At 52.1% G+C, this 13,124-nt stretch carries 9 protein-coding genes and 2 riboswitches; of the genes, 6 read left to right on the forward strand and 3 right to left on the reverse strand.

Features of this window, described 5'->3' with window-relative positions; translation table 11 throughout:
- The first annotated feature begins 298 nt into the window (after window positions 1-298).
- Window positions 299-754 (forward strand): hypothetical protein, encoded by a 456-nt coding sequence (locus tag MUB23_RS03145; RefSeq protein WP_244798746.1) that lies wholly within the window; start codon window positions 299-301, stop codon window positions 752-754.
- Between the two features lie 117 nt (window positions 755-871).
- On the opposite strand, the gene MUB23_RS03150 is transcribed toward MUB23_RS03145, so the two are convergent.
- The 3 genes from MUB23_RS03150 to citC all read right to left on the reverse strand — a co-directional run bounded on the left by MUB23_RS03150 (window position 872) and on the right by citC (window position 3,283).
- Window positions 872-1,054, reverse strand: a complete 183-nt coding sequence (locus tag MUB23_RS03150) for an Arc family DNA-binding protein (protein WP_244798747.1) — start codon at window positions 1,052-1,054, stop codon at window positions 872-874.
- 41 nt (window positions 1,055-1,095) lie between these two features.
- Entirely contained in the window at window positions 1,096-2,100 is a 1,005-nt protein-coding gene (locus MUB23_RS03155; RefSeq protein ID WP_244798748.1) for an SPFH domain-containing protein, read from the reverse strand.
- Between the two features lie 136 nt (window positions 2,101-2,236).
- Window positions 2,237-3,283: a [citrate (pro-3S)-lyase] ligase gene (gene citC, locus MUB23_RS03160; protein ID WP_244798749.1), complete on the reverse strand. Its 1,047-nt coding sequence runs from the start codon at window positions 3,281-3,283 to the stop codon at window positions 2,237-2,239.
- Window positions 3,284-3,487: 204 nt separating this feature from the next.
- A riboswitch (cobalamin riboswitch) is annotated at window positions 3,488-3,682 on the forward strand.
- Here citC and MUB23_RS03165 point away from each other — a divergent pair.
- The 5 genes from MUB23_RS03165 to MUB23_RS03185 all read left to right on the forward strand — a co-directional run bounded on the left by MUB23_RS03165 (window position 3,640) and on the right by MUB23_RS03185 (window position 12,753).
- Complete coding sequence (locus tag MUB23_RS03165) at window positions 3,640-3,885, forward strand: hypothetical protein (RefSeq protein WP_244798750.1); 246 nt, start codon at window positions 3,640-3,642, stop codon at window positions 3,883-3,885. (Overlaps the previous riboswitch by 43 nt.)
- Window positions 3,886-4,081: 196 nt before the next feature.
- Complete coding sequence (locus MUB23_RS03170; RefSeq protein ID WP_244798751.1) at window positions 4,082-9,310, forward strand: hypothetical protein; 5,229 nt, start codon at window positions 4,082-4,084, stop codon at window positions 9,308-9,310.
- Entirely contained in the window at window positions 9,307-10,575 is a 1,269-nt protein-coding gene (locus tag MUB23_RS03175; RefSeq protein ID WP_244798753.1) for an ABC transporter substrate-binding protein, read from the forward strand. The genes MUB23_RS03170 and MUB23_RS03175 overlap by 4 nt, the downstream gene beginning before the upstream one ends.
- A 13-nt stretch (window positions 10,576-10,588) precedes the next feature.
- Window positions 10,589-11,650 (forward strand): FecCD family ABC transporter permease, encoded by a 1,062-nt coding sequence (locus MUB23_RS03180; protein ID WP_244798755.1) that lies wholly within the window; start codon window positions 10,589-10,591, stop codon window positions 11,648-11,650.
- Window positions 11,651-11,652: 2 nt separating this feature from the next.
- On the forward strand, window positions 11,653-12,753 hold the full coding sequence (locus MUB23_RS03185; protein ID WP_244798757.1) for an ABC transporter ATP-binding protein: 1,101 nt from the start codon (window positions 11,653-11,655) through the stop codon (window positions 12,751-12,753).
- Between the two features lie 178 nt (window positions 12,754-12,931).
- Window positions 12,932-13,106: riboswitch (cobalamin riboswitch) on the forward strand.
- Window positions 13,107-13,124 lie beyond the last annotated feature (18 nt).

The raw sequence follows: 13,124 nt of genomic DNA on the forward strand, positions 1-13,124 counted from the left end.
CGACTCCCGTTTGAGCCTCCCCTCTTCGAATCCCGCTGCGTGGAGCGCGCCGATGACAGTGTCTTTTGTGATTTTTTTTAAGCCGCCTTGATTTCGATTTCCAGTATGAAAGAGCCCCCTTTTTCTGGTTTGAATCCGGTAACGCCTCTAGTATAACATAAAATGGGGAACGTGCATAAAAATTTAAGAGTATATTTTATTGACAGAAGCAAAGAAAAAAGATATCGCCGGGAAGGGAAAGTAGTGTGAAAATGGTAGATAAATAAGAAAAACGGACAGTGGTACGGGAATACGGAGCGTGGATTTATCGAAGCGGGAGGAAACTTTGCCGAATGTTTGGAATTATGAAGAGCCGATGGCCTTTTATTGGGTGAATTATGGACACGGTTCCCTGGAAGCAAGCGCACCGGTTCCTGTTTCGACAAACAGTATTGGCAGTATGGGGATCGTGTGGTCCGAGCGGGAAGATTGGTCACCGATCAGCCGGAACGATTTAAAGAAGCCAGATGGTTTGGAGGAAATGGGCAGAGAAGATGTGGCCCGCTGGTATTACGAGAACTATTTGATTTATGACGGGCCTGAGATTGCGGAGATCCAGAAAACGGATTTAGGGACGATGGAAGTTTGTGCGGTGGATGGTTCTACATTTTATCTTGACATAGATAAGAACGGAAATCTGCTTCGGGATATCTACGGGCCATACCCTGGTCATTCCGGGAATCAGTGGTACAATCCTCCGGAACCGTCGGTATAAAGTCCTTGGCCGGCAGCGGACAGGGGATGACGCAGACGGTGAAACAGAAGTCATTCATGGTAAAGCAAAAGAGCGCGAACCTTCGCGCTCTTTTTTGAATCCATCATGAGAAAAGTCTCACGATCCCTCGTCCTGTTTTTTCTTCCTTTTCTTCACACATTCTGTCAGCAGGTATTCAATCTGTCCGTTGATGGAGCGGAAGTCGTCCTCCGCCCAGGCGGCCAGCTCCTGGTACAGCTTGGCGGAGAGCCGGAGAGGAACTTGTTTTTTTGTTTTTTCCTTGTCAGCTTTATCCGCCATATCGGCCCTCCTTTCAGGATCCTTGCGCAATCAGGGGGGCATCAATACAGCGAGCCGCTGTTGACGATGGGCTGCGCATCTTTGTTTCCGCAGAGAACTACCAGCAAGTTGCTGACCATTGCGGCTTTTCGCTCATCATCCAATTCCACCACATTGTTTTCGCTCAGTTTATCAAGAGCCATCTCCACCATGCCGACCGCGCCTTCCACGATCTTCTGACGGGCCGCGATCACAGCTACGGCCTGCTGGCGCTGCAGCATGGCTGCGGCGATCTCCGGCGCGTAGGCCAGATGAGTGATCCGAACCTCCATAACTTCCAGTCCGGCGTCCTTCACACGATCCTGTAATTCGATCTTCATCTGATCAGCGATTTCCTGGCTGCTCCCGCGAAGCGTCTTTTCATCTCCCAGATTCTCCTCATCGGCGATATCGTAAGGGTATTTTCTGGCTGTATTCCGGATGGTGGAGTCACACTGGATCGAGAGATAGGATTTGTAATTGTTCACATTGAACACAGCCTTGGTGGGATTAACCACCTTCCAGATCACGACTGCGCCGACTTCCACCGGATTGCCCAGGCTGTCGTTGACTTTTTGCTTATTGTTGTTCAGAGTCATGATCTTTGTTGAAATCTTTTTGCTGGTGGCTTCCCCGGAACGGACGGCGATCTGCCCGGTCGACGGCTGGGAAATCTGGGACAGGGAGGTTTTGGCCGCCGGGTTTACTCCGATACAGAAAGGATTGACGAAGTAGAATCCCGATTTCTTGATGGTTCCGTGATAGTTACCGAACAGGGACAGCACCAGGGCTTCATTGGGCTGTAGCGCTTTCAGACCGCCGAGGAAAATGCAGGCGATGAGAAGAAGCAGGCAGAAAGCTGCGATCAAAAGACCACCGGCCACATAGTTTCCGTCGTTGATCATGCGGACGCCGAAGATAATGGAGAGTACGTCGGCGGCAACAAGAATCAGTTCGATCAGAAGGGCCAGGTAACCGCTCATGGGATGTAATTCTTTTTCCTGTATTTCCTTGCTGTTTGTGTTCATAAGAGAACCCCCTTTTGTTGTAAGATGATATCAATTTGATATCATCATAGTAGCACCGATCCATTCCCCTGTCAAGCAGAAAAATAAAAACCACCCGGCTCCGAGAGAACTCAGAACCAGGCGGCACAAAACCTTTTTAATAGTGGATGACTTCCTTGGCATTCCGGATAGTCTCGATAACCGGGAGCGCCCGCTCCGAAGTGAAAAACTCATAGGTGGCGGCCGGAACCACATCGCGGATCTCTTCCAGACGGCCCTCTTTAATCGCTTTGCGTACTTTTGAGGCGCTGATCGGTTCGGTTCCGTCGGTTTTCCGGGGAACGATCACGCATTCCACTCCGCAGGCGTCCAGTTCTTCCTTCATAATCCGGTTGTATATTCCAGTCACCTGGCTGAACGGCTCCTCACCGACATAGCGGCGGTTCACGCCGAGGGCTGCGGCGATTTTCTTAAAGACATTGATATCCAGCTTGGCATGGGACTGGATGACCAGATCCTCATCCTTTAAGAAATAGGAAGGGAACGTGGCGTTTGAGATGATATAGCTTCCGGTGGGGTGGTAGATCAGATTTTTTAAATGGGAGGAGCCTGCCTTTACCAGCTCAAACCGTACGTCAAAGGGAACCAGGGAGACGTCCTCCGAGACCACAAATACGTGGACCGCGTCGTTTTCTGCCGAGGCTTTTTCCAGGAGATACTGGTGGCCCAGCGTAAACGGGTTGGCGTTCATGACCACCACCGCGATCTTTTCTCCGGGAACCGCGGTTTTTTTCAGCTCTTCCAGGTATCCGGAAAAGCCGGTGCGGCGGTTTTCCATGAAGACGACTTTTCCATCCACCCTGGCGATCTCATAAAAGCCTAAATCATTGAAAAATTTGGCCGAATCACATTTGGTATAGAGGAACAACTCCACATTCCCGCGGCTGTATTGATGATCCATCAGGTGGGTTACCACCTGGTTCAGCAGTCCTTCGCCCTGATGATTGGAGTCCACGGCCATGCAGCGCAGCGTGTTTTTAAAGCAGGAGCCGGTGGCAACCAGGTTGTAATCGTCATCGAACAGGCCGATGCTGTAATCCAGGTTTTTGTCTCTCTGGATGCCCTCCTTCTCCAGCAGAGCGTCCATCTTTCTCACATCTCTTTTATTGGTCGGGCGTATTTCACTTAACGTATATTCACTCATCGGAAGCATCCTTTCTTTCTCTTTTTTCATTTCTTATGAATAATAATCTTCCTTATTATACCGGTGAATAAGCGGATTGTAAATAGGCAGCGATGCTTTTTCACAAGTTGGGACTGCGCAGCTGACGCCATTTTTAGAACGGTACTTTTCAGAGAAACGCGAAGTCTGCTTGCAAAAGATTAGACAATCTGTTATAATCAATAAATTAAATAAGGGATTTTCAGTGCCCTGTGCCATGAGACACAGGGGTAAAAGGGAACCGGGTGCAAATCCCGGACGGTCCGGCCACTGTAAACAGGGAGCGAAACCGCAGACAGCCATTGTACCGGAAGGTATTGAGAAGGCGCGGGGGAACGATGATCTGTAAGTCAGGAAACCTGCTGAAAATGTTGGTGAATTGCTTCCGGAGAAAGCGTGAGATTCATCCAGAGATGAGTTTATTTTTGGTGTCTGCACTTCGGAAAGGGCAGGCTTTTTTATTTGCCGGAAAAGCCCTGGATGAGGCGGCGCCGAAGAATAAGCTGACCGGCAAAGCTGTAGAGATCATTGACAGCCATACTCGCTTTGGACAAAATTCACAGCGATGGATTACTGACAGGTAAAAGGCCGCCTCCCAGGGCCGGGATTGTACCAAGAGTACAAAGACAGGAGGGATGGAGATCTGGATTAGGAGGGTGAGGACGTCCGATCAAGTCGGGCGGCCTGGAAATGGAACAATGCAGCCATGGAATGCGGAAAGCGATGGAGCAAGGAAATTCCTGACGCCAGGAGTATTTTAGCAGAAAGGAGATTAGGTAGATGAAACACAAAAGCATGAAAATGATTGCTTTGCTGCTGGTTCTCTCGTTGCTGGTTTCTCCGCTGCCAAATGTCAAGATATATGCGGCAGAGCCGGATCATACGGAAGAGAACGGCAACACTCTGGATGAAAAGAAAGAGCCGGCCAAGGAGAGCAGCGCGGCTCCGGAAGAGAAGAAGGAACCGGTGAAGGAAAGCAGCGCGGCTTCGGAAGAAAAGAAGGAACCGGTGAAGGAGGAAAGCAGCGCGGCTTCGGAAGAAAAGAAAGAACCGGCGAAAGAGAGCAGCGCCGCCGAAAGCACCGAGGCCAGAAAAGAGAGCGAGGCGGAGAACTCCGCAGCCGTCTCTTCGGAAGCGAACGCTGAGACAAAAGAAAACTCCGATGTTTCCGTTCCGGAGGAAAGCAGTACGGCGGCAAATACGGAGGAGAGCAGCGCAGCAGAGACGCAGGCTGCGCCGGAAAACACCGAGACCACGGCTGCTGCGCAGACGGGAAAAGCGCCCGCAGGTGAGGTTGTTTCGGGGGAACAGGCTTCTGATGTGGTTCAGGCCGTCGAAGAGGCCGTATTGCTGGCAGCAGAGGGCGAACAGCCGGTGAAACCGACGGCGGCGATTGGCGGCGTGACGGTAGTGAAAAATGACGGTGGTTCGTATGGAATGTTCCCCATTACCGATGCGGTCTGCACCGTAAACGGAGATGTGATTGAAATCTCCTTTAAGACCGGAGCCAAAAAGACATTTGACCGGCTCTATCTGGGATATCAGTCCGACGAGGATAAATCCGGCTACTTTACCGGAAATAATACTGGAAGTACCTGCGAATTTACCATCAGGGTTCCGCTTTCTTCGGCGAACAGCTGGATCCCTGTTGCAGTGGGGCGCTCGGATACGGAGGCTTGGTCGGAAAATTATCTGTGGATGAGTATTCCCAGGGTTCTGGTAATCACCAAACAGCCGGAGGCGGTCAGCAAAAAAGCCGGGGAAACCGTGAGCCTTTCCGTGGAAGCCGAGGGAGATGGGCTGACATATCAGTGGCAGTACAGCTCCGACGGAAGCAGCTGGGCCGGCTGTGCGGACGGCAGCGCAAATTCGGCAGCGTACAGCTTTGTTATGGCGGCGGACTTGTCCGGCCAGTATCGCTGTGTGGTGAGAGACGGCATGGGGGCTGAGGCGGTTACCAATGCGGTGAAGGTAAGCACGGTCAGCGAGCAGGAAGGCTTTTTGGCCGATGATGGGATTACAGCCATATATGGCAGCGATGATGCAAAAAAGCCAGGACAAGTATATACCATGTTCAAGATTGCAGCGTCTAAGGCTGTGATCAGGGGCGATGGGATTGAAGTTACGATCTGGGTGAGCCCGGCGTCCAGCGGTAATTTCTCCTATGATGCCATCTATATCGGAAAAAAGGACGATAACCCCAAAGAGCCTATTGTTTTAGGGGAAGTGGATGCGGATAAGAATCTTCAGAAATTCCATTTTACCGTTCCTTTCAGTGCTTCAGGCGGAGAGGTGCATTTTGTGCCAAGGAGCGCCTCCAAGGGAACATGGAGCACCAGCAGTTCTCTGGCACTTAAAATTCCTGCATTAAGCGACTTTACAAAGCCTGCGGAGATCACCATCACCACCCAGCCGGAGAAGGAGATTGTGACAAACGCGGGCGCGGAGGTAGTTCTCTCCGTAGTGGCAACCGATGATGGGGGAACCGCGCTATCCTACCAGTGGCAGTACAGTGCCGACGGAACCGCATGGACGGACTGCACCGGCGACAGTGCAAAGACTTCCGAGTACCGCTTTGTCATGGCGGCGGATTTGGCCGGGCAGTACCGCTGTGTGATCACCGGCGGAGCCGGCACTACAGCCACCTCCACAGCGGCCACAGTCAGAGAGACGTCCGCCCCTGTGGTGACGGGAAGCGCAGTCAAAGTTGTAAAGGACAATGGGGCCGAGTTTGCAATGTTTAAGATCGGCGAATCCACTGTGATGGCTGAAGGAGACGAGCTGGAAATTACGATTTCTACGACGAATACATCCTTTGATAAACTCTATTTGGGCTATAAGGACGATGCCTCCAAGACTCCGGTGATCGCGGGGACCCAACTGGCCTCCGGCGGCTGGACCTTTACCTTCCGCCTGCCCATTTCCGATAAGGGAAAAGTGCTTCCGGTTTGCCTGGGATATCCGGAGGACAATGCGAAGGATTGGTATACGAATCAGCAGCTTTGGATTTATATCCCGGATGAAGTCAAGGATCTTCCGACCGAAACGGACAGTATCCAGGCGATCGCAGGCGGCACCGGCGCTGCCTACAATAATTTTACAATCGTTTCTTCCAAGGCAGTGTTAAAAGGAGATGCGGTAATCCTTACCCTACAGGTAAAAGGAAACAAATGGACCAAATTGTATCAAGGCCTTCAGGCCGATGCCAATAAGACGGCGACCTGCACCGGCTCTTACGATGACCAAGCCGACAGGACTACCTTTACCTTCCGCGTCCCGGCGGAAAAGCAGGGAATGAATATTCCTGTGACGCCCGGAAACACCAGCGGATGGTTCCAATATGCCAGAGACCTGTTCATTAATGTGCCGAACCTGGAAGGGAAGGCAAATACAACGGCGGGCGGCACTTATGAATTGTACGGATCCGCCTATCCGGTTTCCAGCTATATCAGCTTGAGCTTTGAGCGGGGGAGCAGTGTCACGATCGACGGCGGCACGGCCACGGTAACTATGGTGACTCAGGCGAAGGATTATGACAAGCTTTACATCGGCCAGGCCGGCGATGCGGATTCCTTGAAGAATGCCAAGGCAGTAAATGCGGTTCCCAGAACCGATATCGGTGATACCTATAAAAGCTTTACTTTTACCATTCCGGCCTCGGATCTGGGAAAAGAAGTCAGCTATGTGGTACATATTGAAAAGACCAATACTTGGGCAGAAAAGTCGGGCAGTTTCTATATCAACGGGATTCTGGAGAAAACGGGAGACCTGCCGGCGCCTGATCCGGATCCCACGGATCCCACTGTTCCGGCGGACGGAAGTTATAAGGTGACCGTGGATTCCAGCGCTTCGATGTTCCGGGTGGTGAACTGCGTGCTGACCGTAAAGAATGGAAAGATGAGCGCGGTGCTTACTTTAAGCGGGACCGGTTACGACTACCTGTATGTGGGAACCGCGGAAGCTGCGGCGAAGGCGGACAAATCCGCCTGGGCTCCTTTTGTAAAGGATACCGAGGGGAAATACACCTATACGATTCCCGTAGAGTCCCTGGACAAGGAAATTCCAGTGGCGGCCCACTCGATCAAAAATGACAAATGGTACGACAGAACGCTGACCTTCCGGTCTGAGGGAATGGAACCAGTTGAGCCGGTCATTGCAAACGGAATCTATACTATCGAGGTGGATTCCAGCGCTGCCATGTTCCGGGTGGTGAACTGCGTGCTGACCGTAAAGAACGGAACGATGAGCGCTGTGCTTACCCTGAGCGGGACCGGTTACGACTACCTGTATGTGGGAACCGCAAAGGATGCGGCCAACGCAGACAAATCCGCCTTCGCTCCTTTTGTGAAGGATGCCGGCGGCAAATATACCTATACCATTCCGGTGGCGGTGCTGGATCAGGAAATTCCGGTGGCGGCCCATTCGATCAAGAATGACAGATGGTACGACAGAACTTTGACCTTCCGGTCCGAGACTATGCAGAAAATCGGCGATGTCGAGGGCGGAGGAGAGCAGCCGGTTCCTCCGGTGAATCCGGATGACGGCAAGGATAACGAGAACGATAATAATCAGACGGACGTGATTCCCGACAATGACGGGAAAGCGGACAATGAGTCAAAGTATGAATCCGATACCAGCGGCTCCACCGGACGTGTGGACAGCGCGACTACCCTGGCGGACGGCGTCTATAAACCGGATAAGTTTTCCTGGTCCGGCGGCACGGGAAGAGTAAGGATCTCCTGCAATAAGATCACTGTAAAGAACGGCCAGGCCTACGCCACTCTCGTATTCAGCAGCGATTCCTACGAGTATGTGAAGGCCAACGGCAACACCTACTATACCAGCAAGGGCGGCGGGACGTCCACCGTTGTTATCCCGGTCGCCTTGAACAAAAACAACAGAATCCTTGGCATGACCTCGAAGATGACCGCAAGCCATGAGATCGAGTATACGATTTTCATTTATCTGGCGGCAGCGGAAAACGGACAGGCAGCAGGGGAAAACAGCAATGAAAAGCTGGATGAAACGGCTCCCAACATCATCGGGCTGGAATACCAGTCTGAGACAAAGCTGGACTACGCAGAGTATTTCAAGATCTACCACTATGACCAGGATATTGTCCTTCTGGAGATCGATATGACGAAGGATACGGCAAGGGATCCGGCAAAACTGGCGGGGAAAGCGGGCGAACAGGCGGATACCGCAAAAGACGCCGCCAAGGAAAAGGCGAAGACGGATGCCGGGGCGGCGGCTGCCGAGGACGGCGAGGAGCTTGTTCCCAATGAAAACGAGATTGCCGCGGAGCTTTACAAAGGAAATGTCGTAAAATACCTTCTTGTCCCGGAGAATACGGAGATACCGGTTGGCCTGGAACAGGATATGATCGTCGTAAGGATGCCGGTGGATAAGACCTATGCCGCTTCCGATGACATTCTGAAAACGATGGAAACTTTGGGTATCCTGGACAATCTTGTGGCAGTTGGCTGCGAGCAGCAGGATTGTACGATTGATTCCATCGCAGAAAAAATGACGGCAAAGGATGGAGAGCAAGAAGCAGAGGTTATTTTTGGCGGGCTTTTCGATCAGCCGGATTACAAGGCCTTGATCAAAAAAGAAGTCAATCTGGCGATTCTTCCTGCCGGCCTGCTTCCAAGAGAGGAAGAGGCGGGAGCAGAGGACGGACAGGAAACGGCAGGGACAGCGGATTCAAAGGACAGCAAAATGAGTCCGGAGGCGGCTGCAAAGCAGAATGCCGGGGAAGCTGGAGCTGCGGCCGGAGTAGAAAAACTCACGGTAGAAGAGCAGACCGAGCGTTTCGAGGAGCAGACCGGGAATCTGGCCATGTTCGGGATTCCGGTAATTCTTGACCGCTCTGCCGATGAAAAGACCGATCTTGGAAAACTGGAGTGGATTAAGGTTTACGGCGTGCTTTTCGGCTGTGAAGAAAAAACCGACCAGCTCTATGAGACGGCTGTGAAAGAAGCCGCGCAGCAGGAGAACAGATCATGAGAAAAAAGTTAAGCCAGATTACAGCGCTTTTGTTGGCTGCAGTCCTCCTTTTGGGGGGCTGCGGCCAGAAAGCGGGAAACGAAACAGAAGAAACGCCGGCTCAAGAGACGCAGGCGGCTTCTGCGGCGGAGACAACAGCCGAAACCCAGAAAGAACCGACAACAGCGGCCGGGACAACGGCGGCTGAAAAAACAGGGGCGGCCGAGAGCGGCGGCGCACCGGAAATAGCCGGCCTTACCTATGAATCGTCCATGGAACTGCTGTATGCAAAGGAATTTAACGTCTATTATTATGAAGGCGGCTATGGACTGATCGATGTCCATAACAGCGCCAGATATCTGGTGGTTCCGGAAAATCAGCCGGTGCCGGATTCCCTGGATGAGGACATCATTGTATTGCAGCAGCCTTTGGATCATATCTACCTGGCAGCTACCTCCGCCATGGCCCTTTTTGACGCCATGGATGCGCTGGATTCGATCAAGATGACGGGAACGGCGGCGTCCGGCTGGTACATCGACCATGCAGTGACGGCCATGGAGGAAGGACGGATTCAGTTTGCCGGTAAGTACAGTGAACCCGATTATGAGATGTTGGTGGACGAAGGCTGCAATCTTGCCATTGAATCTACGATGATCCTCCATGCCCCCAAGGTTCAGGAGATGATCGAGATGCTGGACATTCCGGTTTTCATCGATCGTTCCAGCTATGAAACCCATCCATTGGGGCGGACGGAGTGGATTAAGCTTTACAGCGTACTCGTGGATAAGGAAGAAGAAGCAAATGCTTTCTTTGCAGAACAGGCCAAAGTGATCGGGGAGCTGAAAGATTTTCCCAACACGGAGAAAACAGTCGTTTATTTCTATGTCAGCACGGATGGATCTGTGGTGGTGAGAAAGGCGGACGATTATATTCCCAAGATGATTGAGTTGGCGGGAGGCCGCTATAGCTTCGCCGATTTGGCGGAGGTGGAGGGCGGAAGCGCTTCGGTGCCTCTGACCATGGAAGAGTTTTATGCGACGGCGGTGAACGCGGATTACCTGATTTACAATGCCAGTATCGACACCCCCATCACGACCGTAGAGGAACTCCTGGCAAAAAGCGAGCTGTTTTCCGATTTTAAGGCCGTGAAGGAGGGAAATGTCTGGAGCACGGGAAAATCCCTCTATCAGGCCACCGGCACCGTGGGAAATTTGATCCGTGACATCCATCTGATGCTGACGGACGGTGACGAAAGCCAGATGACTTTTATTCATAAGATTCAGTGACAGGGGAAGAGGAATGAGAGAAGAAAACTCCATAGAAGCAAGGCCGGAGCTTCCCAGAGACAGGATCCGGAGGAGGAGCCGGTACGCAGCAGTTTTTGCGATTCTGACCGCCGCCTTTTGTATCATTGTTGTCTGGAACGTCAATACGGGTAATGTCCAGATTTCGGTCGGGCAAATTTTGAAAATCCTCTTTGGCGGCGCTGAGGAAGGGGTAGAGTCCAATATCATTTGGAAGATCCGGCTGCCCCGTATTTTCATGGCGGCTATTTTGGGAGGCGCTTTGTCTCTGTCCGGTTTTCTCCTGCAGACCTTTTTTGGAAATCCCATCGCAGGTCCTTTTGTTCTGGGAATCTCCTCCGGAGCAAAGATGGTTGTGGCGCTGACGATGATTTACTTCCTGAAAATAAGCAGCTCCGTGTCCTCCTATGCCTTGATTTTCGCCGCGTTTATCGGTTCGCTGATTTCCATTGGTTTTATTCTTCTGGTGTCCAAGCGGATCAAGCACATGGCGACCCTCTTGGTGGCCGGGATTATGATCGGCTACATCTGCTCTGCCGTGACGGATTTTATTGTCACCTTTGCGGAGGATTCGGACATCGTGAACCTTCATGGCTGGTCCCTGGGCAGTTTTTCCGGGATGAGCTGGAGCAATGTATCGGTATCGGTGATGATCGTGGGAATTACGCTGTTTCTCACCATTCTCATGTCAAAACCCATTGGCGCGTACCAGTTGGGAGAAGCATATGCCCAAAGCATGGGCGTCAACATTAAACGGTTCCGCATCGCTTTGATTCTGCTCTCCAGCATTCTGTCGGCCTGCGTCACGGCCTTTGCCGGACCGATTTCTTTTGTGGGCATCGCGGTGCCCTTCCTGATTAAGAGGAGCCTTAATACGGCCAGGCCGCTGGTGGTGATTCCCGCGACCTTTCTGGGAGGCGCGGTCTTTTGCATGGTATGTGATCTGATTGCCAGGATGGCCTTTGCGCCCATGGAATTAAACATCAGTACGGTTACCTCTATCTTTGGAGCGCCCATCGTGATTTTCATGATGCTGAGGCAGAAGGGGGGCAGATAGCCATGGCGGGAAGTTATTTTCAGTTGGATCACCTGGCGGTCGGATATCGGGGACGCCCCCTTATCGAGGATATCTCCCTGTCCATCGAGAAGGGGGAGATTGTGGCGCTGATCGGCCCGAACGGGGCGGGGAAATCTACGATCTTAAAGACCATCACCAGGCATTTGGCCATGATCGATGGAAATGTATCCATCAATGACCAGAAATTATCGGAGCTGTCTTACCGGAGTCTGTCCACGCAGGTGGCGGTGGTGCTGACGGAGCAGATGAAGCCGGAGCTAATGACCTGCCGGGACGTCGTGGCGACAGGCCGTTATCCCTATACGGGGAAGCTTGGAATTTTGTCCAGGGAGGACGAGGTGAAGGTGGACGAAGCCATGGAGGCCGTTCATGCAAAGGAGCTGGAAAGCCGGGAATTCAACGCAATCAGCGATGGACAGCGGCAGCGGATCCTGCTTGCCAGAGCGATCTGCCAGGAGCCGGACACCATCGTGTTGGACGAGCCCACTTCCTTTCTGGACGTCCGCTATAAGCTGGAACTTTTGTCTATCTTAAGGAAAATGGCCAAAGAGAAGCAGATTACGGTGATTCTCTCACTCCATGAGATCGATTTGGCGGAGAAGCTGGCGGACAAGGTGCTCTGTGTCAAAGGAGACCGGATTTTTCAGTACGGAGTTCCGGAGGAAATCTTTCAGGAGGAAACAATTCGGGAGCTGTACGGGATTGACAACGGTTATTTTGACCCTTGTTTCGGGAGCATCGAGCTTCCAAGGCCTCAGGGAGAGCCGGAGGTATTTGTGATTTCTTCCTGCGGAAAAGGGATCCCGGTTTATCGGAGGCTCCAGAAAGAAGACATTCCCTTTGGAGCCGGGATTTTGTACACCAATGATATTGATTATCAGCTGGCCAGGCTCCTGGCTTCGGAGGTGGTGGCGGAGAAGCCGTTTTGTGAAATCGGGGACGACGCCTATGAAAAGGCAGTGAATCTGATTCAGAGGTGCCGCCGGGTAGTGGATGCCGGAGCGGAGATCGGATCCTGCAACCGCCGTCTGAAAGAACTGCTTACGGATGCGGAGCGGCAGGGGAAATTATATCGAGTATAGGAATTAGAAATCCGTCATGAATCCGGGAGAAGGATTCATGACGGATTTTTTTGGAAAAATCTATTTTTAACGGGATCATCGGTAATTCCGAATATATGTTATCGCAGCGGACAGCTTTTATTGACAGCCCCTTTAGAAAATGATAAACTAATCTGAGATTCGCCACGATTCGAGGCGAGATAATTTGTGGGATTCAGGTGCAGCCACAGTTGGCTGTGAAAAGGGAAACAGGTGAAATTCCTGTACGAGCCCGTCGCTGTAAAAAGTGCTTCCGTCATAGGCCACCGGTTTGCCGGGAAGGCGGCGGAGGGAGAGCTTTGAGTCAGAAGACCTGCCTGAAACCTGTGCTTGACCATTCTACGCGGCCCTGG

This window comes from Cuneatibacter sp. NSJ-177, from assembly GCF_022867805.1.
Lineage (GTDB): Bacteria > Bacillota > Clostridia > Lachnospirales > Lachnospiraceae > Pseudolachnospira.

Excerpts from the sequence above, each read along its gene's own strand:
- MUB23_RS03150 (WP_244798747.1), bottom strand. The coding sequence starts at position 1,054 with ATGGCGGATAAAGCTGACAAGGAAAAAACAAAAAAACAAGTTCCTCTC.
- MUB23_RS03155 (WP_244798748.1), bottom strand. The coding sequence starts at position 2,100 with ATGAACACAAACAGCAAGGAAATACAGGAAAAAGAATTACATCCCATG.
- citC (WP_244798749.1), bottom strand. The coding sequence starts at position 3,283 with ATGAGTGAATATACGTTAAGTGAAATACGCCCGACCAATAAAAGAGAT.
- MUB23_RS03165 (WP_244798750.1), top strand. The coding sequence starts at position 3,640 with ATGATCTGTAAGTCAGGAAACCTGCTGAAAATGTTGGTGAATTGCTTC.
- MUB23_RS03170 (WP_244798751.1), top strand. The coding sequence starts at position 4,082 with ATGAAACACAAAAGCATGAAAATGATTGCTTTGCTGCTGGTTCTCTCG.
- MUB23_RS03175 (WP_244798753.1), top strand. The coding sequence starts at position 9,307 with ATGAGAAAAAAGTTAAGCCAGATTACAGCGCTTTTGTTGGCTGCAGTC.
- MUB23_RS03180 (WP_244798755.1), top strand. The coding sequence starts at position 10,589 with ATGAGAGAAGAAAACTCCATAGAAGCAAGGCCGGAGCTTCCCAGAGAC.
- MUB23_RS03185 (WP_244798757.1), top strand. The coding sequence starts at position 11,653 with ATGGCGGGAAGTTATTTTCAGTTGGATCACCTGGCGGTCGGATATCGG.